Origin of the sequence: Cytobacillus pseudoceanisediminis (assembly GCF_023516215.1) — a bacterium.
In the GTDB taxonomy this organism is placed as follows: Bacteria; Bacillota; Bacilli; order Bacillales; family Cytobacillaceae; genus Cytobacillus; species Cytobacillus pseudoceanisediminis.
The window spans coordinates 2,620,458-2,647,340 of the sequence record NZ_CP097349.1; the positions used below are offsets into that span (position 1 = coordinate 2,620,458).

Genomic DNA, 26,883 nt, shown 5'->3' on the forward strand with positions numbered 1-26,883 from the left:
TTATTTTCCCTCCTTCACTAATACAGGCTTTTCAAATGTGGAGGATAATTGGCGCATACGTCTTTTTACTGCTTCCGGCGGCTCAACCTGTGGAGCATCCGGGTGAAGAAGCCAGGTTTTTGCAAAATGTGTTTCTGAAATCTGGAACATCGGCGGCTCTTCTTCAAAGTCAATTGCAAGTGCATATTGATTTCTGGCGGCAAATGCGTCTCCCTTTGGTGGATTTGTCAGATCCGGAGGAGTTCCAGGTATCGCAGCTAATTCAGCTTTATCATCATTTTCTAAGCTTGGCATTGATGCCAGCAATCCCCATGTATAAGGATGACGAGGGTCATAGAAAATTTCATCCACAGTGCCCATTTCAACAATCTGGCCAGCATACATTACAGCTACACGGTCCGCAACATTTGCAACAACACCCAGGTCGTGCGTGATAAAGATAATGGATGTATCCATTTTATTTTGAAGATCTTTCATAAGCTCCAGGATTTGCGCCTGAATAGTAACGTCAAGAGCAGTTGTCGGCTCATCAGCGATAAGCAGCTTTGGATTGGCTGCAAGAGCAATCGCAATCATTGCACGCTGTCTCATACCGCCGGAGAATTCATGAGGATATTGATTAACTCTTTTCTCAGGCATCGGAATACCAACAAGTCTCAGTAATTCAATTGCTCTGTTTTTGCCATCAGTCTTCGTCATATTTTGATGTTTAATCAGCACTTCCATTATCTGATTTCCAACTCTCATCGTTGGATTCAATGACGTCATCGGATCCTGGAAAATCATACTGATTTCCTTGCCGCGGATTTTTCCATTTGTTTTTCTGTTTTTGGTACGATGTCTTCACCATTTAACAGGATTTGCCCGCCTGAAATTCGGCCTGGCGGCATAGGTATTAACTTCATAATAGACTGGGAAGTAACACTTTTGCCTGAACCTGATTCACCAACAATCGCAAGCGTCTCTCCCTTATGAAGGTCAAAGCTGACTCCCCGGACTGCTTTTACTGTACCTCCATATGTTTGGAATGAGACTTCTAAATTTTTTACTTCAAGTAATTTTTCCATGTTCTCACTCCTTTATTTACGCATTCTTGGATCTAGTGCATCACGCAGGCCATCGCCAACTACGTTAAAAGCAAAAATCGTTAAACAGATAAACGTAGCAGGGAAGAATAAGCGCCATGGGTAGTAACGCATAGCCGGCAATCCATCATTGGCCATTGTTCCCCAGCTCGCTATAGGCGGTGTTAAACCAAGTCCAATAAAGCTTAAGAATGCTTCAGTAAAAATAGCAGAAGGGATCGTTAGCGTCATTGTGACTAGTATAGGTCCCATTGAATTTGGAATTAAGTGTTTGCCCATAATTCTGCTTGTATTTGCACCAAGTGTTTTGGCTGCCAGTACATATTCCTGATTTTTAAGAGATAACACCTGACCGCGTACAATACGGGACATATTGATCCATCCTGTAATAGACATTGCAATGATCATAGTAGACAATCCCTGTCCAAGCACAACCATTAACAAGATTACTAATAATAAGTACGGTACACCATATAAAATATCGGCAAAGCGCATCATACCCTCGTCTGTGCGTCCGCCCTTATAACCGGCAATACCGCCCCAAAGCACACCAATAATTAAATCAATTACAGCTGCAGCAACTCCAATGAAGATGGAAATTCGTGCACCTTCCCATGTACGGGCAAATACATCACGGCCAAGATCATCTGTACCAAACCAATGTTCAGAAGAAGGCGGCTGGTTCTTGTTGCTCAGATCATTTGATGCATAATCATATGGAGTCATATATGGTCCAAAGATTGCCATGAAGATTAGCAGTCCTAATAATACTAATCCAAACAGGGCAAGCTTGTTTTTTCGAAATCGAATAAATACATCTTTCCAGAAAGAAAGACTGGGTTTTGAAATTTTTTCAGCTTCACCAAGCTGTGTTCCGACTAATTTGAACTTATCTTTCGAAATCTGCATAATTACTCTCCTTTCTTCCCGCCAGCAAGTTTGATGCGTGGGTCGATGATTCCGTATGCAATGTCAACAAGGAGAATAGATACAAGCAACAGAATACTGTAGAAAACTGTTACACCCATAATTACCGTATAGTCACGATTGTTGATACTTGTTACAAAGTGTGCACCAAGTCCAGGAATACCGAAGATTCTTTCAATAACGAAACTTCCAGTTAAAATACCTGCCGTTAATGGTCCCATATAAGTTACAACAGGCAATAGTGCATTACGGATCGTATGTTTTACTGTAATTACTCCCCTGCTTAAACCTTTTGATTTAGCAGTCTTAATATAATCATTCGCCAGAACTTCAAGCATACTGGAACGAGTTAACCGGGCTATAAATGCCATCGGTGTGGAAGCCAGTGCAACGGCTGGAAGAACGCTGTGCATAAATGATTCCCATCGTGCTACAGGGAAAATACCCATTTTTATTGCCAGGAAATATTGCAGGAATGATGCCATGATAAAGGAAGGAACAGAGATACCTAATACAGCAACAATCATCGCTGTGTAATCCGGCCATCTATTGTGTTTTAATGCCGCAATGATTCCTAATAGAACTCCTACTGCAACGGCGATAAAAATGGCTTCCATTCCGAGAAGAAATGAAACAGGGAAACCTTCATTAATCAGGTCGTTTACAGTTTGGCTTTTATATTTAAATGATGGTCCAAAATCCCAGTTGACAATTCGAACGAGATACTCCCAATACTGTGCATACCATGGCTTGTCCAGCCCAAAGTGGGCATTCAGGTTTGCTTCAATTTCGGGAGGAAGTTTTTTCTCAGATGCAAAAGGGTTTCCGGGTGCAATGCGCATGAAGAAAAACGTTGCTGTAACAATCATCCAAAGAGACAGAAGCATGTACACCAAGCGTTTTCCAATATATTTCGCCATTGTCAAACACCTCCAATTTATTACAATGCCTTAATCAGAAACGAAGGTATATGGGATTGAGCATCCCATATACCTTTCGTAAAGTTTAGCTATGTTTATTCGAAGTATGCCCACTTATATTGGACATCACCTAGACCGGATACTGCAACATCTTTAAGGTTCTCAGCCTGTACCCAGTTGTTAGTATAGAAATAGATTGGAGCTACTGGCATATCTTCCATGAAGATTGCTTCAGCATCCTTCAATAACTGCTGGCGAGCTTCAGGGTCAGTTTCTGTTGCAGATTTAGCAAGCAGATCCTGGAACTCTTTGCTTTCCCATCCAGTATTGTTGTTACCGCCATCAGCGTCACGGTACATTTCTAAGAAGTTGATTGCATCGTTAAAGTCACCCAACCAGCCCATACGCGCTACCTGGTAATCCATTTGGTTTACATTATCAAGGAATACATTCCACTCAGCGTTATCAAGTGTTACTTCTACGCCAAGGTTCTGCTTCCACATATCCTGGATTGCCTGAGCAATCTTTTGGTGTGCCTCTGAAGTATTGTAAGAAAGAGTTACTGCTGGTAGTTCAGAAGCATCTTTCAATCCAAGCTCTTCAAGACCTTTTTGTAAATATTCTTTAGCTTTTTCTACATCGTTATCAGGGAAATAACCCTTTTCGTTTTCTTCAAACATTGAAGGTGGAACAATTGCCATTGCAGGAAGCTGTTCACCCTGAAGGATGTTATCAATAAGCTCCTGACGGTTGAGAGCATGTGCAAAAGCCTTACGGATATTGACATTATTAAATGGTTCTACAGTTGTATTAAACTTGTAATTGTAAATACCTGCGATTGGCTGAGTAACTAAGCGGCCTTCGTCTTTAAGAGCCTGCATAGCGTCAGTTGGAAGGGCACCTGTTGGAGCTCCAGCCCAATCTAGTTCACCGTTGTCAAACATTGATAATTCAGTATTAGGATCATTGATCATGATCATTTCAATGCTGTCCAGCTTAACTGTTTCAGCATCCCAGTATGTTTCGCTCTTTTCAAGAACGATCTTGTCACTGTGAGCCCATTCAACTAAATGGAAAGGACCGTTAGTAGTGAAATTTTCACCAGCGTCAGTTGCCCAATCTGGGTTGGCTTCAGCAATTTTGCTGTTGACTGGCAGATAAGTATAGAAAGCTGTTAATTCTTCAAAATATGGCGTTGGATTTACTAATTTAACTTCTAGTGTTTTCTCATCGATAGCTTTAACACCAACTGCATCCTTTTCACCTTTGCCTGTGTTGAATGCTTCAGCGCCTTCAAGGTAGTAAAGCTGGTATGCATAAGTTGAGTTGTTGGCAGGATCTAATGCCCATTTCCAAGCATATTCAAAGTCTTGAGCGATTACAGGATCGCCATTTGACCATTTCGCATCGCGAATTGTGAATGTATAAGTTTTTCCGTCTTCAGAAACTTTAATGTCTTCTGCCATTGCTTTTTCAGGCTTACCATCTTGATTGATGCGAGTAAGACCTTCTAACACGTTACGAAGTACAGTTCCAGAAGTCGAATCTTCTGCAAGTCCTGGATTTAATGATGGTGGTTCAGTGTTGATGTTTACTCTTAACTCCTGCGGTACATCAGACTTTCCGCCGTCGTCTCCGCCTTTTTCGCCGCCGTTAGCATTGTCTCCGCCGCCGTTACATGCAGCAAGGAACATGCTTAGCACAAGCAGCATGCTAAAAAAGATCGATAATCTTTTGTTCACGGTATAACCCCCTATTAAATTTCCTCAAACAATATCCTTACGCTTGCCTTTCACAAAAAACACAACTGTGCGCCCCAGATATATTGCTCAAATAGTCTGTTAATTCAATTTAAAAAATTTGCAGACTATTTAGAAGGCAACAAAAAAAGCAAGTTTATATTCTCTTAAAGATAGATTATCCTTATATTCTGATAATTCAGATTAAAAGGAGTAATCTATAAGATGTAAGCTATAAACTTACTCATTATGCACCATACTCTCGCTATCTGGAGTGATATAGTTTTGTTGTAAATGTAACAAAAACGTAAAGATTATGTTTGTTACGTTTATTATAAATAGTTTAAAAACTTATTGCAAGTGGCTCTTTGTACATGCAATCCAATCGAGTATGACATTTTTCGTCAAAAAGTCTTATAAATTAAGAATTTTTGAGATTTAAAAAAATTTTTCTTTTTAAGATTTTTTGCTATTTTAATAGGAATCATCACCCATATATTGTCAAATGCAGCCTTGAAATAGAGGCTATCGCTGACTTTTATTTTTCCCTTTATTAACTTGATTTTTGTATCCGGATAGTTTAACTTATTATATAATACAAATATAAATTAATTATCTTGTCGGCAATGAAAAAAGAGTAGTACATTTACTTAGGGTTTAACAGAGAGTCTGTGGCAGGTGCAAACAGGCAGCCCGGTAAATCGAATGGACTTTTGAGCTTCTGAATTTTTCAGGCGCTTCCCTGCGTTATCGGGGACCTATGCATTATTCTGCATAGGGCAGAGTGACTCAGTATTTGAGTAATTAGGGTGGCAACGCGGACCATTCGTCCCTATTTTAAAGGGATGAATGGTTCTTTTTTATGCTTTTTTATGCTTATAGCACAAAAATTCCCCTTCACCGCCTGTCAATTCATGATCTTTTAAGCCGATTAAAGGAGGAAAAACATGAAAACTATATTTTCCGGCATCCAGCCCAGCGGTACAATTACCCTTGGGAATTACATCGGTGCCATGAAACAATTTGTTGAACTGCAGAATGACTACAATTGCTATTTTTGCATTGTTGACCAGCACGCAATAACAGTACCCCAGGACAGACTGGAATTAAGAAAAAACATCCGAAGCCTTGCTGCACTATATTTGGCTGTTGGGATTGATCCTGAGAAATCCACCCTATTCATTCAGTCGGAAGTTCCGGCCCATGCTCAGGCAGGATGGATGATGCAATGTGTTTCTTACATCGGTGAGCTCGAACGCATGACCCAATTCAAAGACAAATCAGAAGGTAAAGATGCCGTATCTGCAGGACTGCTGACCTATCCCCCTTTGATGGCTGCCGATATCCTTCTATACAATACTGACTTGGTTCCGGTTGGAGAGGATCAAAAGCAGCACCTGGAATTAACTCGCGATCTTGCAGAAAGATTCAATAAGAAATACAACGATATCTTCACCATTCCTGATGTAAGAATCGCCAAAGCAGGCGCTAGGGTTATGTCTCTTCAGGATCCATTAAAGAAAATGAGCAAGTCTGATCCCAATAAAAAGTCATTTATATCATTATTAGATGATCCAAAACAAATTGAAAAGAAAATAAAAAGTGCTGTAACAGATTCTGAAGGCATTGTTAAGTATGATAAGGAAAACAAACCTGGAGTATCCAATCTCCTTTCCATTTACTCAATTCTTACAGGGAAAACTGTTGCGGAAATCGAAAAAGAATACGAAGGCAAAGGATATGGAGATTTTAAAGCCGGCCTGTCAGATGTTGTTGTTGGAGCAATTAAGCCAATTCAGGATAAATATTATGCGCTAATGGAATCGGAAGAACTTGATCTTGTACTTGATCAGGGAGCTGAAAAAGCGAATAAGGCTGCATACAAAATGATTAAAAAAATGGAAAGTGCCATGGGACTCGGCCGTAAGAGAAAATAAAAAACAGCCTTTTGGCTGTTTTTTTATTTTTTCTAATTCACTTTTGGACCATGCTCCATTTCCCACATCTTCTCAAAAAACGGCTGCCCTTTAATTAAATTTTCACAAAACTTCTCGTGTTTACCTGACCAGCCGTATTTACTTTCATCGTAAAGTTCATACCATGCCTCTTCAAAGTTCATTGACTGTATTTTCGAATAGCGTTCCGGGCTCCACTCCGTATACCAATAACGGATCTCAGCATCATTTTTGGAAGAGTGAAGCTGATCCAGCGCCATAAACAGCAGCTGTTTAAGCTGTCTTTCTTTTCTCGTCAGGCCTGCCATCAAATCCGGAGATGGAGAAAGGATATGAAATTCCTTTAATGCTGTTTGATCATTAAACGAATAGGCTGCCGTTTCCTGATTTTCAAGCATTTCATATGCCAGCTGCTCCTGCCGCGGGATAAGTCTGCTTTTTCTGATAGGGATATTGTAGCCGATCGTATCGACTGCCAATATGCCTGTCCCGTCTGAAACAACAAAACAATACTCCAATTGAATGCGTTCATGATTTTTCCTTAAGTAAGCTTTTTGATAAATATCGTCTAGCAGTTGTTGTGGCAGCTCAGAAAGATCATTTTCAATATAATTAAAAAGAACCGGGTCAATCTTTAACAGCGGAACCTGATCAAGCAGTTCTACGCCATCATCTTTTCTCCATTCATGAAAATGGCATACATTGTATCCATTCTCCTCTCCTTCAAACCAATTCACCCAAACATCATGAAGATACAACATTTTTCAACCCCCACTTCAACAAACTATTTGTCACTCAGTATGGGCAGTAGGCCGTAAATTTATTCCTATATTGCACTCGCAATCCATTTTTTGTAATAAATTTTGTAATGACATTGCTGAATAAATACCTTCCCTTTATTCATTCACACTTGAATAAGGAAAATATATGCTTAAAGTTATAATAATAATACCGATCGGAAGCAAATAACATTCTGGACGCGAGATAATAAAATAGAGATATTCTTTGAAGGTATGTCCAGTTGTAAGCAAATTTAAATACCCTATTACACTGACTCCTCCTGAAACAGAAATCCCAAAACCAGTTAAAAGCCAAAATGCCCTAAATAACATTTTCTTTACTATATGCGTGAGTCCCAAAAGGTCTTAATGCTGCCATAATCTCACTCCCAGTCTTTTTTTACATGTATATGAAGGAAGCTGTTCGGATATGTACAAGCTATTAGCCTGAAAAACAAAAAAACGCCTGAAATAGGCGTTTCTTAACTATCTGTTGGATTTAGGATTGAAGGCATCTTTTAAGCCTTCTCCAATGAAGTTGATCGATAGGATTGTAAATGTTAAAACCGCAGCTGGCGGAATCCATATCCACCACTTACTGGTTAAAACATCCGGACTTCTTGCTTCCTGAAGCATATTCCCCCACGTAGGAATGTTGATCGGAACACCGAATCCCAAGAAGCTTAGGCCTGTTTCAGCTACAATCATCGCTGCCAGTGTAATGGTTGCCTGAACGATAATGGTTGACATTACATTCGGCAGCAAGTGTTTAAAAATGGTCTTTGGTGCAGAGCATCCGATGGAAACCGCACTCATAATATATTCATTTTCCTTCTCAGCCATGACCTTGCTTCGCACAAGACGGGCAGTTCCTGTCCAGCTGAGTACACTTATTACGAATATAAGGGTTCCTGTACTTGATTCGATAAAAATTGATTTTAATACGATAACAAATAGCAGGAATGGGAAGTTCATCATAAAGTCTGTAAATCTCATTAGGGCATTATCGACCCAGCCGCCAAAATACCCCGCAGTAGCACCAACAAGAGTACCAATAGTAATAACAGCTAGCGTGATAGAGAATGCAAGCAAGAGTGAAGTCTTGCCGCCGTGCAGAGTTCTGGCAAAGACGTCTCTGCCTGACTTGTCAGTGCCAAAGTAGTGTTCAGCAGATGGTTCTTTACTCATTTGTGTTAAATTGATCTTAGCTGTCTCCTCAACTGGCATAGTTAGCGGCTCAGCCAATATGGACATTGCACAGACCAGCAGCAGGAAGACCAGACTGACCATTGCTACTTTATTGCGCAAAAACTTGCGGCGGGCGAGAGCCCATGGTGATTGACTCTTCGGAGGTTTAACAGGTTCTGCTAAACCTGGCGAAGTTTGCTGTGATATTGATGGTTCCATACTCCCACCTACCTAACTTAAACGAATACGCGGATCTACTAGACCATATAGTAAATCTGCAACTAAATTTCCAATCAGGGTCAAAATAGTCAGCATCATGGCAATGGCCATCATGACAGAATAATCACGTGCATTAACTGATTCTACGAATAAATAACCGATGCCAGGGTATGTGAAAATGGTTTCTGTGATAATTGCCCCTCCAAAAAGATTGGCAATATCGAATCCAAGTAATGTAACAATAGGTATGATTGAGTTTCTTAGAATGTGCTTATTATAAATCGCAGATTCTTTCGTACCTTTAGCTCTTGCTGTACGAACATAATCCTTGCGAGAGCTTTCGATCATATCATTTCTCAAGAACTGTGTGTAAGCGGCTGTAGCCATGGCTCCCAGGACAATAGCCGGCAATACTGTATGTTTTGCTTTACTTAAATAATATTCCAGTGTTCCCGCTTCTACCCCGCTGCCGATACTTCCACTGGCTGGAACCCATCCAAGATTGATGGCAAAAATATAAATGGCAACCAAAGCTGCAACAAAGCTGGGAATTGCAAGTGCTAGATAGTTAAAGGCTGATATTAAATAATCTCCCATGCTATAGGCAAATCGCCCAGAGTATCTTCCCATTAAAAAGGCTAATAAATAAGTAATTAAAAGAGCTGATATTCCTAAAATGATCGTGTTCGGCAAACGGTCACCAATTAATTCCATAACCGGGCGCTTATGAACAAATGAATCTCCAAAATCTCCTTGGACCACACCACTCATCCAGCGGACATACTGCACAGGAATAGGATCATTCAATCCCATCTGCTCACGCATTTCTTCAATATACTCCGGATCTGAGTTTAATGGGTCAATTTTTCCAGATAGGGCATCACCAGGCATAAGCTTTGCGAGGGTGAAAACCACTACTGAGATAAGGAAAATTATTGGAATCATACCTATGAGTCGTCGAATTGTGTACTGTAGCATTTCCATTCCCCTTACCAAACAAAAATTTATTCGCTGGTTAAACTTGTATTCCTTGGGAGAACAAAATCCCCCAAGGAATACAGGTTCCTTTTACCCTATTACTCTACAATGTGCCACTTGTGGAACTCATCAGTTCCAAATGGAGTTACTTTCACTCCGCCAACACGCTTGTTGATCGCCCATGGATCTACACGCTGCTCGAAGAAAATGATCGGCAATTCTTCGTTAACAAGCTTTTGCCATTCGTTGTAGACTTCCTGACGGTGTTCAGTTACATCTTTACTAGCATCTTCAGGGAAAGATACCCCTTTCTTGATTAGCTCATCAGACTTTTCACTGTACCATCTCCACATGTTCCACTTGTCAGTAGATAACCAGATTCCAGCTGGATCTGGATCATTAGCAAGTCCCCAAGCACCCATGAATGTTTCAACAGATGGGTCATCTGCTTCAATAGTGTCATAGAATAGGTTGAAATCTTTTAATGAACCGCCGTTTAGCTTAGCATTTAAGCCAACTTCCTGCCAGGATTGAAGGATGAATTGAGCACGGGCTTCTGAAGTTTCAGCGCCTGCCATTGCATCAAAATTAATTGTAAATGGCTTGCCTTCTGGATCTTCACGGAAGCCGTCGCCGTCTTTATCTACATAGCCTGCTTCGTCAAGTAATTTCTTTGCTTTCTCTGGATCATACTCATACTGATTGAGTTCTGAATCATCAATTTTTGCCCAAGATACTGATGGGAAAGGAGTGTTTAATGGTTTTCCTAATCCGTTTGCAAAGCCATCGATAAATGCCTGACGGTCAATTGCGTGTGCCATGGCATGGCGAAGGGATTTGTTCTGGAATTTCTTGTTATCAGAAACTACTACACCTTTTTTAGTGTCATAATGACCCCAGTCAAAAGCGATATAGCTGTAAGACATGGCATCTGCTTCTACTGGATTTACATTGTCAAGAGCTTTTATAGCTTCCCACTGATCTTTTGGAGCTTCAATAACATCGATTTCTCCGTTTTGCACTAAACCTTGCGCAAGAGAACCATCAATAATTTTGTAAACTACACCATCCAATTTAGCTGGTCCTTGCCAGTAATCATCAAAACGCTCAAATTCAATCATTTCACCAGGTACGATGTTTTTCACTTTAAAAGGCCCTACACCGATTGGAGTTTTACGGATTTGATCTGAGTCCGGAAGCTCTTTAGAAGAAATATCCCCGTAATGGTGCTTTGGCTCAGGATAAACCCAAATATTTTCCAATAAGTTAACAGAAGGCTCAGTTACTGTCACTTCAATTGTATAATCATCAACTACCTTGATCCCTTCAATTGACTCAGCTTTTCCGTCTTTATATTCTTGAGCACCTTTGATCATTGCTACGTTAGCAAAACGTGCACCTTCATAAGTTGGATCAGCAATTAAATACCATGCAAATTCCATATCTTCTGCTGTTAATTCTTCACCATCATGCCATTTAACTCCTTGCTTAAGCTTGAAAGTTAATTTAGTATTGTCTTCAGATAACTCATAATCTGCCAGATTCGGTTCAGATATAAGCTCATCATTTACTTTGAGCAAGCCTTCATGCATAAACTGAAGGGCATTGACATCATCTTCACCCTCGTAATAAGCATAAGATAAAACACCTTTAAATGGCTGAGTGTAACCGAATGTTACTGTTCCACCCTCTTGAGCTTCTCCTGATGCTTTCCCATCATCTTTTGGTTCCTTTTCAGTGCTGGCTTTCTCTCCGCCGCCAGAACATGCTGCCAGGAATACAGACATGACCAGCAGAAGTGATAGCAGCCAAAATGCTGATTTCTTCATTAGTTTCCCCCGAAAAATATTTTTTGACAAAGCCTTATTTATATAAGTGACAAGCGACTCTATGCCCAGGCTTCACCTCCTTTAAGTGCGGTTTTACACTTTGGCACTCCGGCATTGCATGCGCGCAGCGCGGATGGAAGGTACATCCTTTTGGAGGATCAATCGGGCTTGGCACATCCCCCTCTAAAATAATTCTTTCCTTTTTCTTGCGCGGATCCGGTTCCGGGATCGCAGAGATTAGAGCTTGAGTATAAGGATGCAAAGGCTCTGCATAGAGGCTGTCCTTTTCAGCGACTTCTACAAGGCCACCAAGATACATAACCCCAATCCGGTCACTCATATGTTTAACTACACTCAAATCGTGGGCTATAAATAAGAAAGTAAGATCAAATTCATCCTGAAGCTCTTTCAGCAGATTCAATACCTGAGATTGGACCGATACATCCAGGGCGGAAACAGGCTCATCCGCAATAATGAGCTTTGGTCTTAAAGCCAGTGCCCTTGCGATTCCGATACGCTGTCTTTGCCCGCCGGAAAACTCATGCGGGTATTTATAGTAAGCATCTTCAGGCAGCCCAACTTTCGCAAGAAGATCCATTACTTCCGGCTTAAGTTCTTTTTCGGATTTGCTGTTATAGTTCCTGATGGGCTCTGACACAAGATGCCCAACCATCATCGTGGGATTTAATGATGCATAAGGATCCTGGAAAACCATCTGGAAGTCCTGGCGGATTTTCCTTAGACTGGTTCCTCTTACATTTGTGATATCCTGTCCGTCAAATATGATTTGTCCGTCTGTTGGTTCTAGAAGTCTGAGGATCGTTCTGCCTGCGGTTGATTTTCCGCAGCCTGATTCCCCCACCAGCCCCAGCGTCTCCCCTTTCTTAATTTCAAAGGAAATATCGTCGACAGCCTTAACGACCGCCACAGTCTTTCTAAGGATTCCGCCTTTTATTGGATAGTAAGTCTTTAAGTTCTTAACCTCTAAAAGCACTTCATTGCTGCTTTTATCCTTTTTTAAAACAGCTGTGTTATTATGCTCTGTACTCATCATGCGTTCACCTCTTGTTTCGGCTGGCTTGTCTCGTAAAGCAGACAGGCAACCTCATGTCCTGCTTCATTTTCTGCCAATCGAGGTGTAACAGTCAGGCATTCAGGCATTGCCTTAGGGCAGCGCGCCGCAAATTTGCACCCTGTTTTAGGCATATTTTTTAATGAAGGCACAATTCCTTTTATTGTGCTTAGCTTTTCCACTTCTTCATCCATTTTCGGAATAGCTCCCATCAGGAGCTGAGTATAAGGATGTTTTGGATTGTGAAATAAGGAATCTACATCAGTCCGTTCTGCTATCTTTCCTGCATACATAACAATGACCTCATCACACATCTCGGCCACAACACCCAGGTCATGAGTAATCAGAATGACGGACATATCGTTGACTTCCTGGATTTCTTTTAAAAGCTCAAGAATTTGGGCTTGTACAGTAACATCCAGAGCAGTTGTCGGCTCATCGGCGATCAATAGCTTCGGCTGGCAGGCAATGGCGATGGCGATCATGACCCTTTGCCTCATACCTCCTGAAAGCTGATGCGGATATTCATCTACAATTTTTTCAGGCCTTGAAATTCCCACACTTTTTAGAAGTGCGATACTCTTAAGCCGCGCTTCTTTTTGGAGATTTTCATATGATTGAATAATACTTCCTGCAGCTGGAACCCAATAGAAAAAACAGGATTTAAAGAAGTCATAGGCTCCTGGAAAATCATTGCGATGTCTTTTCCCCTGATTTTATTAATCTCTGAATCTGTCATCTTCTCCAAATGAATACCCTCAAAGATGATTTCTCCATTTCGGATTTGGCCAATTCCTTTAGGCAGGAGCTTCATGACAGAGAGGCTCATTACAGATTTACCGCAGCCCGACTCTCCTACGATTCCAACTATTTGTCTAGGCTTAACTCTAAAAGAAACATTATCAACTGCATTATAGTATGTACCATCTATGGAAAAAGCCGTTTCTAAATTCTTCACCTCTAGTAATGGTGCGTCTTTATGTTGACGGGGATTTGCGCTCATAGGACACCTCTTACCTTTTCGAATTATTCTGTTAATTCATTCTATTTGTCTAAAATATTATTACAAAGTTATTACAATTGCAAGATTTTTTTAAAATTTGTCAAGATTCATTTTTCTCCACTAAAAAAAAGCCCACATTTTAGGGCTTTAAAGCGATTACGACTCCAGTTTATATAAAGTTTGATCCACAAAATATTCGGATGGCGCACTAAAAGATAGTTTTGTAGAAAAACTTTTTTCTCTCTAAATCCCCTTACAATTTCGTAGCCAGCAGCATAACCAATTAATGGAGGGTAGGGTCTTTCACCATACAGTATCTTCTGATGAAGCCTCTCATTCTTTTTTAATTTCAGATGAGTTTTAATCAATTTATCCCAGAAATTCCTGATTTCATCTTTTGAGTATCTGCTGCACCAGGATCCTCTGAATTTCTTGCCACAGTGAATTTCTACCGCATGTTCGGCAAGCCCTTCCAATATGATGGAATCTAGCAGCGTAAATTCTTCAAGCGTTTTTTTCTGTGAGTTAATTCTGCAAGCATGGTGATATTCATGCACAAATAAAGCCTCTATTTCGTCCTCTTCTATATCAGAAGGAAGAAACAGAAAGAGCATATTCGCAAATGAAACTCCCGATTTTCCGGAATGCCGCGAAAAAGGGCCTCCTCCTGCCGACGGGAATATATAAACATCAATATTAGGACCGCCCCACTTCTTCCTATACTTTAAGTATATTTTTTCTGCTAGATTCCATGTTTCTTTTTCTTTTAATTCCTTAAAATCATTCCTGCTGAACCGGTCAGGTTTATACATGCCGAAATCCATTAAGTATTCGTATATTTTTTTGGGGTTATGATCATTAAAGGGTCCTGTAAGTTTTTCACATATTTTAAGCGGTTCATTAAAACTTTCTTCGAGCCATAAATCTGTTTTGACTATCCCATTTTCCCACCTCCATTTATTCGATAGTTAATAAATTTTATGTATGCGGCAGCATTTTGTTCTTCAAAATAAAAAGCCGATTCAAAGGAGGTTCATCTTCCATTGAATCGGCTCTGGTTTAGTTTTTATTCATATCTTTTAAAGACGATGGTTGCATTGTGGCCGCCAAAGCCAAGGGAATTGCTCATTGCAGCTGTTATTTCTTTTTCCCTTGCCTTATTTGGAACATAATCCAGATCACATTCAGGATCCGGGTTTTCAAGATTAATGGTCGGCGGCAGGATCCCTTCCTTCATAGCCAGAACTGTGAAAATGGCTTCAATTCCGCCTGCAGCTCCCAGAAGATGTCCCGTCATGGATTTAGTCGAGCTTACTGCCAATTTATAAGCATGCTCCCCGAACACCTCTTTTATTGCCAATGTTTCAAATTTATCATTATAATCTGTACTTGTACCATGGGCATTAATATAATCAATATCTTCCGGCTTTAAGCCGCCGTCTTCAATCGCCATTTTCATGGCTCTTGCTCCGCCTTCTCCGCCTGGAGCAGGTGCAGTGATATGATAAGCATCCCCGGTAGCGCCATAACCGACGATTTCAGCATAAATTTTTGCGCCGCGGGCAAGTGCATGCTCCAATTCTTCAAGTACGACAATCCCTGCACCTTCTCCAATAACAAATCCATCACGATTTTGATCAAATGGACGGCTTGCTGTTTTTGGATCTGGATTGGTTGAAAGCGCAGTGTTGGCACAAAATCCAGCCACAGACATTTTTGTGATTGGCGCTTCTGCTCCCCGGAGATCATCGCATCGGCATCGCCGCGCTGAATAACCTTAAAGGCATCGCCAATTGAGTTTGTACCAGTGGCACATGCAGTTACAGTGCAAGAGTTAAACCCTTTCGCCCCTAAGTAAATGGAGACCTGACCCGTTGCCATATCCGGAATCATCATTGGAACGAAGAAGGGGCTCACCCTTCTGTACCCGCGTTTCATAAATGTCTCATATTGATTTTCAAAAGTTTCCATACCGCCAATGCCTGAACCAATCCAAACACCGATCCGATGCGCATTTTCATCTGTGATCTGAAGGTTCGCATCCTTTACAGCCATAAAGGCTGAAGCAACAGCATAGTGTGTGAAGCGGTCCATTTTTCTGGCATCTTTTTTGTCAATATATTCTTCGGGATTGAAATCCTTTACCTCAGCAGCTACCTTAGCCGGATATTCATCTGCATTTAATCTAGTCAGAGGACCAACACCCGAAACCCCTGATTTAATATTGTTCCATGTCGTCTCTGTATTATTTCCAAGCGGTGTTACAGCTCCGATGCCTGTAACGACAACTCTTCTTTTATTCATTTTGATGCAGCTCCTTTTAAATTATCATCATATTTAAAATGAGGTATCTTATCTTCCCCATCTCATCGCAATGGCTCCCCAAGTTAGCCCTCCGCCGAAGCCGACCATCACGAGCAAATCATCATCTTTAATTTTACCCGCTTCCAGTTCTTCCACCAATGCAATTGGAATAGATGAGGCAGAAGTATTTCCGTATTTATCCACTGTTTTCGACATCTTCTCAACCGGGAGTTCCAATCTTTGGCGGGAAGCTTCCATAATGCGGATATTCGCCTGATGAGGAATTAGGAAATCTACATCTTCTTTGGATAATCCAGCCTTATCAAGTACGTTGATGCAGCTTTCACCCATTTGGCGAACCGCAAATTTGAACACTTCGCGTCCATTCATAATGATATATTCATCCTGATATAGGTGTTTTGCTCCTGTACCATCTGCACCTAATTCAAAGGATAATATTCCTCTGCCATCTGAGACTGGCCCGATTACAGCTGCACCTGCTCCGTCTCCAAATAATACGGCTGTATTACGATCATTCCAGTCTGTAACTTTTGAAAGCTTTTCAACACCTACTACTAATACATGTTTGTATGTCCCTGTTTCAATAAACTGTTTTGCCGTTATGATACCATACATAAAACCTGCACATGCAGCGCTAATATCCATTGCCGCCGCCTTGCTTGCTTTTAATCGTTCCTGAAGCATGCATGCAACAGATGGAAATGGATGATCCGGTGTAACCGTTGCAACTAAAATAAGATCTAAATCCTCTGCTTCAATGCCTGCATTTTCCAAGGCTTTAAGTGCTGACTCATAGGCCATATCAGATGTATCTATGCTATCGTCCGCTATTCTTCTTTCCTCAATTCCAGTCCTGGTCCGAATCCATTCATCAGAAGTATCAACTATTTTCTCCAAATCTGCATTTGTTACCACTTTTTCAGGAAGATATCTTCCGATTCCTATAATACCAGCATTCATGGAGTCCCACTCCCTTTCATATTTACAAACCCATAAGCATTCTCTATTTTAATATTATTATCAATTATTATGACTTGGTACTAATTTTATCAAAAGTATATATAATAACGCAACACTTTTTACCGTCCTTTACTTATTACTGCACAAATGTCTATACCCAGTTAACTTTTCTTCATATGCTGTTGTATAGGCATCTGAAAGGAGGAGAATGACATATGTTTGATAAGGATGATAAAGTCAAAAAAAATACAGAAGACCCTTTAAGCCATTTTCTTTTTGGTGATAGAGTAAGAAGACATGAGTCAGATGAAGTTGAAAAAGAATTCGAAAAAAGTGAAGAAGCTCAGGGAAAAGGTGACTGGCTTTTTGGGGACAGGAGCAGTAATGCACATGAAGCCGATGAATGGCTGCTTGGCGGAAGAAGCAGAAAAAGCGATGAAAAGGAAGATCCCCCTAATGAAAACGGAAAAAATATCCTGAATAACATCAACTTTGAGGAACTAATGGGCAACATTGATACACTCATGACTTCTGCTCATCAGTTAAAGCCATTGCTGAAAAAAGCAGGGCCTTTGCTGGAGATGTTTTTGAAGAAGTAGGGGCAGGGGGCTATTCTGGATTATTTTCTATATAAACCCTGGACTTTGTGACACCTTTGTTTTTGAGATTCATTGAAGATAAAAATTTATAGGTCATGTGCCTGGATTTAATATTGAGGAACTCGCGGCAATCCGTATTCGATATTTGATCGTTAATAAGAAGGAAATAGTCATAGATAGCTTGTCGATGAGCAGTGTTGGATATATTTTGACATATAGAGCAATGCCACTTCCGATTTCTCCTTATAATATTAAAGGAGTTGCAAGAGTTACACTGAACCCCTCGAATTAATTCTTTCTCCGCTATTCCATATATTTCGAGAATTTTCTTATTGGATGGGGTATGTTTTAAAAGAAGTTTTTTATTAATTTCTTTTATCTGATGGGGGTAAAGTAATTGTTTTTGATAGTGATTTTTGGCTTCCAGCAGCCTGTCTATTATTTTCTCGGCATGGATTACTGTGTTTAAAATATCTCTATTTTCCTTCTCGGTTTTTATATAGGTTAATGGATTAGCCATTACTACAAAATGTTCAATAGGTACGACTGGCAGTTTTTCATTTTGCATCCAATCTATGAACTGTGCTGCTTGCCGCTTTACCTGTGAAATAGGATTAGGGATAACCAGTTCTTTTTCAGCGTGTTTTTGAATCACTTGATCAGAAAGAGGTTCAAAGTACAAAGTACCGGTATAATTCTTCACTTCAATAATAGCTGTAAAAAAGGGAGTTATTAGAAGGGTATCGATTTGAAAGGCAGTGTGGTTTTTAAAACGGAGATCATTATATACTTTAAATTCATTTGGAAGAAAACCTAAAAAGTAATCAAGCTGCCTTTCTCCTTTATATCCACTAATTCGATTTCGGTTATCTTTTTCAATTTCATGCCTCTTACGATGAAATTCGGGCAGTCTCCGCAATAATGCTTCATTTTGCAGAATTCTTCTTGGAATAGTTCTTGGCTTCATTATCATTACATTACCTCCTTTAGTTTTCTCAGTTAAAATTCGCAATAGATAAGTAAATTCCCTTTTTGATTTTTGAATGTTATGTAATATTTTTGTCTCTCGAAATCTAATTGCTTCGTTATTCTATTGATTTGCGCAAATACTTTTATCATTATTTAGGTTTTTTGCGTCTTCCTCTTGTTTATATGCGCCCTCGGGACCTAATTGCAGCGTAATTTACTTTAATTGCGCTGTTCTTTTTCTTTATTGCTCCGTTATATAAGTCATTTGCGTCTTCCTCTTACTTTTTTGCGCCCTCGGGACCTAATTGCGGCGTAATTTACTTTAATTGCGCTGTTCTTTTTCTTTATTGCGCCGTTATATAAGTCATTTGCGTCTTCCTCTTACTTTTTTGCGCCCTCGGGACCTAATTGCGGCGTAATTTACTTTAATTGCGCTGTTCTTTTTCTTTATTGCTCCGTTATTTAAGTCATTTGCATCTTCCTCTTACTTTTTTGCGCCCTCGGGACCTAATTGCAGCGTAATTTACTTTAATTGTGCTGTTCTTTTTCTTTATTGCTCCGTTATTTAAGTCATTTGCGTCTTCCTCTTACTTTTTGCGCCCTCGGGACCTAATTGCGGCGTAATTTACTTTAATTGCGCTGTTCTTTTTCTTTATTGCTCCGTTATTTAAGTCATTTGCGTCTTCCTCTTACTTTTTTGCGCCCTCGGGACCTAATTGCGGCGTAATTTACTTTAATTGCGCTGTTCATTTACTCCTTTGCTCCATCTTCTATGATATTTGCGTTTCCTCTGGCTTAATTGTGCTCTCAAAACCTGATTGCGGCCTTAATTACTTTATTTGCGCTGTTCTTCATCTTTATTGCGCCATTATATTAGTCATTTGCTCCCTCAGCTAACCTCTTGGTGTCATTTTTACAATCATTAAAATCCCGCAGAGATAAGATCCCAAACAAAAAACCAGCCTAAAGGCTGGTTCACTCACTCTCTTTCAAAGCATCCGCTTTACCCATTTCGTAGGCTTCGTTCATGACTTTGGTGAATAGGTTCATGAATGGCTGGATCATTTCCATGGATAGTTCAATGCCTGCTTCGTCAAGCTGCTGTTTGGCTTCTGGCAGGTATTTCATGGCGATTTGCATGAATTCCATATTTTTTTCGTTTAGCTGCATCATGTAGTACCTCCTATGTATAAAAATTACTCGTTGGGCAGTTTGCCTGTTTTTTTGTAATTCTCAATGGCAGCGTTTAGTTCTTTTTTGAATTCTTCGTCGACGTCAGGGCTGAATTTCCCAAGTGAAATAACTTCATCCTCGAAATCAAAGGTTAGATTTCCTGATTCCAATTCGCCTTCGTTGAATTTTTTTGCCACTAGTTCATACAAAACATCGACATGCTGAACCGTACTGGTCAGGACGACTGATTCACCCAGATCAGCCTGGTCGGAAATATAGCCGATGGCGTAGAGCCCTTCCTCTTTTAGTTTCTCGATGACAGGAACATTATACCCATCTCCAGCTGGATAGACAACATCTGTCTTATTGGCAATCATTTTGTCCAAGAGAGCTATGGCTTTATTATCATTGTCCCAGTTGCCGACATATTGGATTTGCACGTTTATACCTTCATCAATTTCGCTTACACCTTGATAAAAACCTTCTACCTCCGGCTGCCATTCAAAAGCTGCGAGTATTCCTATGTTATTGGTTTTCGTCATATGGCCAGCAACCATGCCGCCAAAGAATCCCATTGCATAGGCTTCAAAATTCAAGCTGGTGGTGTTGTCATTTTTGGCATCGCCATTAAAGCTGACAAAATGAATGTCAGGGTATTTTTTTGAAATGTTATTAAAGTATGCCGCGTATTCATTGCCATGTCCAAAAATCAGGTTTACACCTTTTTGATCAAACTCTTTAACAGCTCTTTCAACAACCATCTCAGAATTCATGCCCTCTTTATAATAAACCTCCACATTATAATGGGATTGAATCTTTAACATGCCTTTATAGCCTTTCGTCCCCCATACCTGATCATTGACGGTATCGGGCACTAATAATCCAGCTTTTTCAAGTTTTCCTGTAGACATCGATTGTCCGCAGGAGGCCAATAAAAGAAGGCACAAAAGAAGGATCCCGAATTTCACTAATGTCTTATGCATCTCCTCTTTCTCCGCCTCTCTGTCTTTCACTTCATACTAATGGTATGACCGGTTTATTTTACCAGACTAATTCAATTCTACCTTGTCTGTATGTTAATTGAAAAGTTTTTTTCTAGTTTACAAACCATCCGGGATCTCTATAGAAAGAATATGGCTTCTTTGCTTCTCAAGACCTTCGGAGTATTTCACGGAACACACAATCGCTTTTTCAATTACTTTTCCTTTTGCCAGATCGGGACTGTCCCAATTATTATTATAGTCAAGTGAAAGGTAATCTGCACATTTTTGCCAATGCCCAGTGACGCTGCTCATTAAAAGGCAGGATTCTCCTAAAAGCTTATCTGAACAATTCGATAAGAAACAGATAAGATCCTCAATGAAAATAGCGTCATGTATCCATTCCCTTTCATTTATCTTTACTCGTTTTATATTAGCAAGAGCCTGGTGAAAACTAAATTCCTTTGGCTGCCAGGGACCGTATATAACAGGCAGGTAAAAGCATGAAACTGAAATATTGTTTTCTCTAAGGATGTCAATAGCATCTTCCAAGCGGCTGTGTGTTCTGCTGATGTCTTTAAGCCACTGAATAGGGAGAAGGAATGCAATTTTCACTTGCAGGTCCTTGAATTCATCCAAATTTTTTATAAGAAATTCCTCAATAAGCTCCTTCTCCCTTAAAGAGGCAAGCTCATTCTTTATATATAAATCGTATATATCTATAAAAATTACATCATTTTTTACTATTTCTCTTTTAGAATTAATCCATGATGAATAGTTTTTTTCATAGAAGTTGGCATTCCGTCCGATTGCCAGGCGTTTTTCGTTGATTAAAGCATCTTCTTTTTCCTTATTATAATGAATTCCATCTATCTCACAGCCCTGTTCAAGCAGGTGCTTGCACAGACTGAATCCTATAAATTCAAACGTCCCTACTATTACTGCCCTGTCCATTTTCAGTCCTCCTTAGAAGCATATTAATGTATACTATGCTTCAGGGATTGTCTTTATTTCTTTGCGGAATGGCAGCTGTTTTTATAGAACTTTTTCATATTTTCTAAAGAAGTTAGTCATTTGAGAAGACATTCGCTGTTTTTTATCTGGAAGGGTATAAAACACAGAGATAGGGCTATTTTCATTTTCCCATTGTATTGATCGTTTCTTTAAATAATCTGATTGCTTGTAAGCTCTTCCGCCCGCCAGTACCTGAATGATTCTGACTGGCACTTTAAGGCCCGTTGTAAGGTTTTTTTCATGCCTGCTGAGCAGATCCGCTATTTTATCCGATTCTATTTCATATGAAACTGCCAGTTCTTTTAATAGTTTCTTGTAAAAAAACTTATGCTCTTTTTCCTGCTCGAGATGGTGCTTTAGTGAAAGGATGGGATTGATTAATACAGCTGAACGGATTAAATCGCTCATTTCATGCAATAATCTAAGGGCTACCAATGCTCCCATGCCCTCAGCAATAATATGGATCTTTTCGTTAATAATTTCCGTTCGCAGAATATGTTCATACAAGCATTTAGCCTTATCAACAGCCTGGTCGTTCCCCCAGTGCCTCCCGTAAAGATTTGAATAAAAAATCGTATAGCCATCTTCCCTGAGCTTCTTAATTAATGAATATTTCCCTTCATTTTGAGTCCAAAAACTGCAGTTTCTGTCAACAAAGTGCCGATCATCCCCAATAATCAGGATACCGAAACCACTAGGTTTATCTGGGTAATGAATCATGCACCATTCTGTATCCAGCTGGAAGTTCCGGCTTTCCATAGTAAAACTCCTTTGCAAGTTTGTTCATAATAATGTATGTGAGTAAAATTAAAATGAATGGGGGATTTGCCTAGTTTTAGACAAGTTCAATATGAAGCAGGCTGTATCCAATCAGAGAGTTGAAAAGTACATGTATAGGATGTAAAAATAAATTTATTTCTTTAATAGCTTATGCTAATATGAAAAGGGATTAATTATGTTAGAGGTGAAATAGATGAGATTCTTTTGGACATTCTTCTGGACTTTCCTTCTTGTTCAAATGTTAACGTACGTAGTTTCTTCAATGCTAGGAGCGCCATACGATTTTGTAACCGGCTCCATTCTGGCGGTTGGGACAAGTGTTTTAATTTTTGTTGTCGCTTCCATCATTCCTGAAGGTCCTGTTGAGAAAGAAGGACTTCATTAATCTGCTGCTTATGCAGGAAATGAAAAGAGTCATCCTGATTGATTCAGGATGATTCTTTTCATTTGTTCCCTATTTTACCAGCAGTTCCATTTTGCCGTTATCTGCGGATATGACAACTTCACTGTAATCCTTAATTTCACCTGCGATTATTTTGCGGGCGAGTGCTGTTTCAACGTTCCTTTGGATAAAGCGCTTGAGCGGCCTGGCTCCATAGACGGGATCAAATCCGTTTTCTGCAATATATTCTTTGGCATTATCATTTATACTCAACTTAATATGCTGATCGGATAATCTTGCTTGAAGCTGAGTAATTAATTTTAAAACGATACTCTTTATTTCATTAAGAACCAAAGGCTTAAACAGAATAATTTCGTCCACTCTGTTCAGAAACTCTGGACGGAAATGGCTCCGCAGCTGTCCAAGGACAGTTTCTCTTGTTTCTTCAGATATATCTTCTTCACCAGAAGAACGTTCCAAAAGAAAATGGGAGCCGATATTGGAAGTCATAATGATAACCGTATTTTTAAAATCAACCGTACGGCCCTGTGAGTCAGTGATTCTTCCATCATCAAGCATCTGCAGAAGGATATTGAATACTTCAGGATGGGCTTTTTCAATTTCATCAAGCAGGATTACTGAGTATGGCTTCCTTCTGACAGCTTCTGTCAGCTGACCGCCTTCCTCATATCCTACATACCCCGGAGGAGCACCAATCAATCTTGATACAGCATGTTTTTCCATATATTCGGACATATCAATTCGGATTATTTGTTCTTCACTATCGAATAGTGACTGTGCAAGTGCCTTTGCCAATTCTGTCTTTCCTACCCCAGTAGGGCCCAGGAAGATGAAGGAGCCAATAGGGCGGTTAGGATCTTTAATTCCTGCCCTTGCCCTAAGGACAGCATCTGACACAAGCTGGACAGCTTCATCCTGGCCAATCACTCTTTCGTGAAGAATGCTTTCAAGACGAAGCAGCTTTTCGCGTTCTCCTTCAACAAGTTTAACTACTGGAATACCTGTCCACCTTGCCACAATGCCGGCAATTTCTTCTTCTGTTACTTCCTCTCTCAGCAGCCTTTCCCCTTGATTCTCGTTAACAGCACTTTCAAGATCTTTCAACTCCCTTTCCAAAGAAGGGATTCTTCCATGGCGCAGTTCTGCAGCTTTATTCAAGTCATAATTATTTTCTGCTTCTTCCAGTTCACGGCGTATTTTCTCAAGCTGCTCCCGTTTTTCCTGAACTTTCTGGATTCCTTCTTTTTCAAGCTGCCATTTTGCTTTCATGCTGTTAGCCTGGTCTTTTAATTCAGCCAGTTCCTTTTGCAGGTCTGCAAGCCTCTGCTTGCTTCCTTCATCACTCTCTTTTCGTAAAGCTGCTTCTTCTATCTCAAGCTGCATGACTCTTCTTGTAACTTCATCCAACTCCGATGGCATTGAATCGATTTCCGTCCTGATCATGGCACAAGCTTCGTCAACCAGGTCAATCGCTTTATCAGGAAGGAACCGGTCAGTAATATATCTGTCTGACAAGGTTGCGGCAGCCACTATAGCCCGATCGTGGATATTGACTCCATGATGGATTTCAAAGCGCTCCTTCAGCCCTCTGAGAATTGAGATTGTATCCTCTACATCCGGCTCCTGCACTAATACCTGCTGAAAACGCCGTTCCAGGGCTGGATCCTTTTCGATATATTTGCGGTGTTCCTCAAGAGTGGTAGCTCCTATACAGTGCAATTCACCTCTTGCAAGCATAGGCTTCAGCATATTCCCTGCATCCATTGCTCCTTCTGTCTTGCCCGCTCCAACAATGGTATGAAGTTCATCAATAAAAAGAAGAATTCTGCCTTCGCTTTTCTTAACCTCATTTAATACAGCTTTCAGTCTTTCCTCGAATTCCCCCGGAATTTGGCTCCAGCAATTAAAGCGCTCATATCAAGGGCAAAAATGGTTTTATCCTTAAGGCCCTCAGGCACATCTTTACGTACTATTCTTTGTGCCAATCCTTCGACAATAGCTGTCTTTCCTACCCCAGGTTCGCCTATTAAAACTGGATTATTTTTGGTTTTCCTTGAAAGGATGCGAATGACATGCCTGATTTCACTATCCCGGCCAATTACAGGATCAACTTTCCCCTGTTTCACCTCTGCAACAAGATCTCTTCCATATTTTTTTAAAGCCTCATATGTTGATTCCGGATTTTGCGATGTCACCCTCTGATTCCCCCTAATCTCCTTAATCGCCTGCTCCACTTTTTCTTTATTGATTCCGTAAGCCTTTAAAACTGCTGCCGTTTCGGTTTCCGCTGCTGCAGCAGCCATGAAAACATGCTCAACTGACATGAATTCATCCTGATAGATCTTCATATAATTTTCTGCTTCCGCCAGCAGCCGCTGCAGTTTACCGGATATATACAATTTTCCTTGATCCATTCCTGAACCGGACACCTGCGGTTTTTTCCTCAGTGCTTCCTTCATTTTATTATTAAAAGAATTAGCCGGAATCTGCATTTTTGACAGTAATAATGATATCAGGCTGTTTTCCTGTCCCGTTAAAGCCAGGAATAAATGTGCTTCATCCACTTCCTGATGCTGCTCGCGTATTGCTATGGACTGTGCATTTAATAACCCTTCCTGAAGCCGCTCTGTCATCCGATTTAAATCCACTGTGCAACCTCCTATTTGACCTTTTTTGACCTTTAATTTTATTATAATCCAATCTTTTCATATGTAAAGTTTCCAGCAGTTTATTCTCAGTCTAAAAAGCCATCCGCAATTGGGATGGCTACTTTGTTTATACTATTTCCCCATCTTCTTTATCATTAATCAAAATCAAGGCTTTCTTTTATACGTCCAAAGCCGGTTATGATTGGATGTTTCCGGAAATTGATCCCCAGCTCTCATTTTAAGCATTTGAGGATTATTGACGTTACTTCCCGTTTCGCCAATTTCTATATAAATTCCATTATTAGGCGCTTTCTGGCCAGGCTTGAATTGTCTGTTTTGCCCCATGCTGAATACCTCCTTTAATCGTAAATCACTTATTATTATTTCCACTCTTGCATCTCTCATGAGGGAAACTATTGGCATCGCACAAAAGCAATGAAAAGGATATCACTTTACTCTGATGCCTTTTTTATAGTTAAATGGGTGGTATGAGATTTGATTATGGAGGATTTACTTGTGACTGATTTTCTAACATTGCTTAAATACTTGTTTTTGGGATTATTTCAGGGATTTACAGAGCCTATTCCCATTTCATCGAGCGGGCATCTGGAGATTGCCCAGCATTTTTTCGGGCTTGACATCAAAGGCCTTAGCTTTGCCCTCCTTGTAAATACAGCCTCATTATTAGCTGTGCTGCTTATATACAGGGAAGATATTATGAGACTCATCCGAAACGGCCTTGCATACATTACAACCAAAGATAAACAGGCGGAATCAGACTTTCGATTTATCATTTACTTGATTATTGGAACCATTCCTGCAGGTGTCATCGGCATTTTGCTCGAGGATTTTATCGATATGCACCTTGCAAATATAAAAACAGTTGGGATTACTCTTATCGTGACAGGACTTGCACTGTGGCTGATCCGCAATTTACGCGGACGGAAAAATGATGCTGAATTATCTTATAAGGATGCAATTATTGTAGGACTTGCACAGGCAGTTGCCCTGATACCGGGAATCAGCCGTTCCGGTGCCACTATTGTAGCGGCAATGGGGCTGGGGATGAAACAGGAAACAGCTCTAAGGTTCTCTTTCCTTTTATATATCCCGGTAAGCGCCGGCGGAATGATTCTTGGTTTTAATGACATTTTTACGGATCCCAATTTATCTGAATATGCGATTCCCTATACAATTGCCTTTGTTGCTTCACTAGTTGCATCTTACTTCTCTTTAAAATGGTTTATGAATATTATGGCTAAAGGAAACCTGAAGTATTTTGCGATTTATTGTTTTATTGTTGGACCGCTGGTTTATTTCCTATCTTAATGAAAAAGC

The 26,883-nt window shown here is 40.2% G+C and carries 21 protein-coding genes, 4 pseudogenes and 1 other annotated feature; of the genes and pseudogenes, 4 read left to right on the plus strand and 21 right to left on the minus strand.

Annotated features, from left to right (window positions below; all coding sequences use genetic code 11):
• The 4 genes and pseudogenes from M5V91_RS14050 to M5V91_RS14065 all read right to left on the minus strand — a co-directional run bounded on the left by M5V91_RS14050 (position 1) and on the right by M5V91_RS14065 (position 4,674).
• Positions 1-1,067 (minus strand): annotated as a pseudogene (locus M5V91_RS14050) (ABC transporter ATP-binding protein).
• Positions 1,068-1,079: 12 nt separating this feature from the next.
• Positions 1,080-1,997, minus strand: coding sequence for an ABC transporter permease (locus M5V91_RS14055; protein ID WP_026041682.1), 918 nt, complete (start codon positions 1,995-1,997; stop codon positions 1,080-1,082).
• Positions 1,997-2,932: an ABC transporter permease gene (locus M5V91_RS14060; RefSeq protein ID WP_009331211.1), complete on the minus strand. Its 936-nt coding sequence runs from the start codon at positions 2,930-2,932 to the stop codon at positions 1,997-1,999. Before M5V91_RS14060 ends, M5V91_RS14055 begins: the two co-directional genes overlap by 1 nt.
• Before the next feature lie 95 nt (positions 2,933-3,027).
• The gene (locus M5V91_RS14065; protein WP_071156841.1) at positions 3,028-4,674 is read right to left on the minus strand and encodes a peptide ABC transporter substrate-binding protein; all 1,647 of its coding nucleotides are present in this window, start codon (positions 4,672-4,674) and stop codon (positions 3,028-3,030) included.
• Between the two features lie 614 nt (positions 4,675-5,288).
• Positions 5,289-5,508: a binding site (T-box leader), on the plus strand.
• A 110-nt stretch (positions 5,509-5,618) separates the two neighbouring features.
• Between M5V91_RS14065 and trpS the strand changes: the two genes are divergently transcribed.
• Positions 5,619-6,608, plus strand: coding sequence for a tryptophan--tRNA ligase (gene trpS / locus M5V91_RS14070; protein WP_009331213.1), 990 nt, complete (start codon positions 5,619-5,621; stop codon positions 6,606-6,608).
• A 32-nt stretch (positions 6,609-6,640) separates the two neighbouring features.
• On the opposite strand, the gene M5V91_RS14075 is transcribed toward trpS, so the two are convergent.
• The 10 genes and pseudogenes from M5V91_RS14075 to M5V91_RS14120 all read right to left on the minus strand — a co-directional run bounded on the left by M5V91_RS14075 (position 6,641) and on the right by M5V91_RS14120 (position 16,979).
• Positions 6,641-7,387 (minus strand): YjbA family protein, encoded by a 747-nt coding sequence (locus tag M5V91_RS14075; protein WP_009331216.1) that lies wholly within the window; start codon positions 7,385-7,387, stop codon positions 6,641-6,643.
• Positions 7,388-7,522: 135 nt separating this feature from the next.
• Complete coding sequence (locus M5V91_RS31125; protein WP_009331217.1) at positions 7,523-7,738, minus strand: YuzI family membrane protein; 216 nt, start codon at positions 7,736-7,738, stop codon at positions 7,523-7,525.
• Between the two features lie 153 nt (positions 7,739-7,891).
• Positions 7,892-8,812, minus strand: coding sequence for an oligopeptide ABC transporter permease (opp4C, locus tag M5V91_RS14085; RefSeq protein ID WP_009331218.1), 921 nt, complete (start codon positions 8,810-8,812; stop codon positions 7,892-7,894).
• 12 nt (positions 8,813-8,824) lie between these two features.
• Positions 8,825-9,790 carry an oligopeptide ABC transporter permease gene (gene opp4B / locus M5V91_RS14090; RefSeq protein ID WP_019381485.1) on the minus strand — a complete coding sequence of 322 codons (966 nt, stop codon included), beginning with the start codon at positions 9,788-9,790 and terminating at the stop codon, positions 8,825-8,827.
• 98 nt (positions 9,791-9,888) lie between these two features.
• On the minus strand, positions 9,889-11,619 hold the full coding sequence (opp4A, locus tag M5V91_RS14095) for an oligopeptide ABC transporter substrate-binding protein (RefSeq protein WP_009331220.1): 1,731 nt from the start codon (positions 11,617-11,619) through the stop codon (positions 9,889-9,891).
• A 34-nt stretch (positions 11,620-11,653) separates the two neighbouring features.
• Positions 11,654-12,673 (minus strand): ABC transporter ATP-binding protein, encoded by a 1,020-nt coding sequence (locus M5V91_RS14100; protein WP_009331221.1) that lies wholly within the window; start codon positions 12,671-12,673, stop codon positions 11,654-11,656.
• Positions 12,670-13,694, minus strand: a pseudogene (locus M5V91_RS14105) (ABC transporter ATP-binding protein). Before M5V91_RS14105 ends, M5V91_RS14100 begins: the two are co-directional and overlap by 4 nt.
• 107 nt (positions 13,695-13,801) lie before the next feature.
• A complete protein-coding gene (locus M5V91_RS14110; protein ID WP_369425968.1) occupies positions 13,802-14,518 on the minus strand; it encodes a DUF2268 domain-containing putative Zn-dependent protease in 717 nt (238 codons plus the stop codon).
• A 242-nt stretch (positions 14,519-14,760) separates the two neighbouring features.
• Positions 14,761-15,998 (minus strand): annotated as a pseudogene (gene fabF / locus M5V91_RS14115) (beta-ketoacyl-ACP synthase II).
• A gap of 48 nt (positions 15,999-16,046) precedes the next feature.
• Positions 16,047-16,979: a beta-ketoacyl-ACP synthase III gene (locus tag M5V91_RS14120; RefSeq protein ID WP_009331225.1), complete on the minus strand. Its 933-nt coding sequence runs from the start codon at positions 16,977-16,979 to the stop codon at positions 16,047-16,049.
• 215 nt (positions 16,980-17,194) lie between these two features.
• On the opposite strand from M5V91_RS14120, the gene M5V91_RS14125 reads away from it, so the two are divergent.
• Positions 17,195-17,578, plus strand: coding sequence for a hypothetical protein (locus M5V91_RS14125; RefSeq protein ID WP_009331226.1), 384 nt, complete (start codon positions 17,195-17,197; stop codon positions 17,576-17,578).
• A 10-nt stretch (positions 17,579-17,588) separates the two neighbouring features.
• On the opposite strand, the gene M5V91_RS14130 is transcribed toward M5V91_RS14125, so the two are convergent.
• The 5 genes from M5V91_RS14130 to M5V91_RS14150 all read right to left on the minus strand — a co-directional run bounded on the left by M5V91_RS14130 (position 17,589) and on the right by M5V91_RS14150 (position 22,473).
• Positions 17,589-18,590: a nuclease-related domain-containing protein gene (locus tag M5V91_RS14130; RefSeq protein WP_232292456.1), complete on the minus strand. Its 1,002-nt coding sequence runs from the start codon at positions 18,588-18,590 to the stop codon at positions 17,589-17,591.
• Between the two features lie 932 nt (positions 18,591-19,522).
• Positions 19,523-19,717: a ComZ family protein gene (locus M5V91_RS14135; protein ID WP_009331228.1), complete on the minus strand. Its 195-nt coding sequence runs from the start codon at positions 19,715-19,717 to the stop codon at positions 19,523-19,525.
• Between the two features lie 26 nt (positions 19,718-19,743).
• Positions 19,744-20,703, minus strand: coding sequence for a BMP family ABC transporter substrate-binding protein (locus M5V91_RS14140; RefSeq protein WP_071157530.1), 960 nt, complete (start codon positions 20,701-20,703; stop codon positions 19,744-19,746).
• A 117-nt stretch (positions 20,704-20,820) separates the two neighbouring features.
• Positions 20,821-21,654, minus strand: a complete 834-nt coding sequence (locus tag M5V91_RS14145) for a hypothetical protein (RefSeq protein ID WP_071157531.1) — start codon at positions 21,652-21,654, stop codon at positions 20,821-20,823.
• Positions 21,655-21,735: 81 nt separating this feature from the next.
• A complete protein-coding gene (locus M5V91_RS14150; protein WP_009331231.1) occupies positions 21,736-22,473 on the minus strand; it encodes a serine aminopeptidase domain-containing protein in 738 nt (245 codons plus the stop codon).
• 214 nt (positions 22,474-22,687) lie between these two features.
• Here M5V91_RS14150 and M5V91_RS14155 point away from each other — a divergent pair, with 214 nt between their 5' ends.
• Positions 22,688-22,879, plus strand: a complete 192-nt coding sequence (locus M5V91_RS14155) for a DUF2929 family protein (RefSeq protein WP_009331232.1) — start codon at positions 22,688-22,690, stop codon at positions 22,877-22,879.
• Positions 22,880-22,948: 69 nt separating this feature from the next.
• Here M5V91_RS14155 and clpB read toward each other — a convergent pair.
• Both clpB and M5V91_RS14165 read right to left on the minus strand, forming a co-directional pair.
• Positions 22,949-25,545 (minus strand): annotated as a pseudogene (gene clpB / locus M5V91_RS14160) (ATP-dependent chaperone ClpB).
• A gap of 165 nt (positions 25,546-25,710) precedes the next feature.
• The gene (locus tag M5V91_RS14165; protein ID WP_009331234.1) at positions 25,711-25,890 is read right to left on the minus strand and encodes a YjzC family protein; all 180 of its coding nucleotides are present in this window, start codon (positions 25,888-25,890) and stop codon (positions 25,711-25,713) included.
• Positions 25,891-26,061: 171 nt separating this feature from the next.
• Here M5V91_RS14165 and M5V91_RS14170 point away from each other — a divergent pair, with 171 nt between their 5' ends.
• Positions 26,062-26,874 carry an undecaprenyl-diphosphate phosphatase gene (locus tag M5V91_RS14170; protein WP_372675459.1) on the plus strand — a complete coding sequence of 271 codons (813 nt, stop codon included), beginning with the start codon at positions 26,062-26,064 and terminating at the stop codon, positions 26,872-26,874.
• Positions 26,875-26,883 lie beyond the last annotated feature (9 nt).

Bases quoted from the DNA above. Each gene is read 5' to 3' on its own strand.
- M5V91_RS14150 (WP_009331231.1), bottom strand. From the start codon at position 22,473: ATGGAAAGCCGGAACTTCCAGCTGGATACAGAATGGTGCATGATTCAT.
- M5V91_RS14100 (WP_009331221.1), bottom strand. From the start codon at position 12,673: ATGATGAGTACAGAGCATAATAACACAGCTGTTTTAAAAAAGGATAAA.
- M5V91_RS14140 (WP_071157530.1), bottom strand. From the start codon at position 20,703: ATGCATAAGACATTAGTGAAATTCGGGATCCTTCTTTTGTGCCTTCTT.
- M5V91_RS31125 (WP_009331217.1), bottom strand. From the start codon at position 7,738: ATGTTATTTAGGGCATTTTGGCTTTTAACTGGTTTTGGGATTTCTGTT.
- opp4A (WP_009331220.1), bottom strand. From the start codon at position 11,619: ATGAAGAAATCAGCATTTTGGCTGCTATCACTTCTGCTGGTCATGTCT.
- M5V91_RS14110 (WP_369425968.1), bottom strand. From the start codon at position 14,518: ATGGATTTCGGCATGTATAAACCTGACCGGTTCAGCAGGAATGATTTT.
- M5V91_RS14125 (WP_009331226.1), top strand. From the start codon at position 17,195: ATGTTTGATAAGGATGATAAAGTCAAAAAAAATACAGAAGACCCTTTA.
- M5V91_RS14135 (WP_009331228.1), bottom strand. From the start codon at position 19,717: ATGCAGCTAAACGAAAAAAATATGGAATTCATGCAAATCGCCATGAAA.
- M5V91_RS14155 (WP_009331232.1), top strand. From the start codon at position 22,688: ATGAGATTCTTTTGGACATTCTTCTGGACTTTCCTTCTTGTTCAAATG.
- M5V91_RS14165 (WP_009331234.1), bottom strand. From the start codon at position 25,890: ATGGGGCAAAACAGACAATTCAAGCCTGGCCAGAAAGCGCCTAATAAT.
- M5V91_RS14145 (WP_071157531.1), bottom strand. From the start codon at position 21,654: ATGGACAGGGCAGTAATAGTAGGGACGTTTGAATTTATAGGATTCAGT.
- opp4C (WP_009331218.1), bottom strand. From the start codon at position 8,812: ATGGAACCATCAATATCACAGCAAACTTCGCCAGGTTTAGCAGAACCT.
- M5V91_RS14120 (WP_009331225.1), bottom strand. From the start codon at position 16,979: ATGAATGCTGGTATTATAGGAATCGGAAGATATCTTCCTGAAAAAGTG.
- trpS (WP_009331213.1), top strand. From the start codon at position 5,619: ATGAAAACTATATTTTCCGGCATCCAGCCCAGCGGTACAATTACCCTT.
- M5V91_RS14060 (WP_009331211.1), bottom strand. From the start codon at position 2,932: ATGGCGAAATATATTGGAAAACGCTTGGTGTACATGCTTCTGTCTCTT.
- opp4B (WP_019381485.1), bottom strand. From the start codon at position 9,790: ATGCTACAGTACACAATTCGACGACTCATAGGTATGATTCCAATAATT.
- M5V91_RS14075 (WP_009331216.1), bottom strand. From the start codon at position 7,387: ATGTTGTATCTTCATGATGTTTGGGTGAATTGGTTTGAAGGAGAGGAG.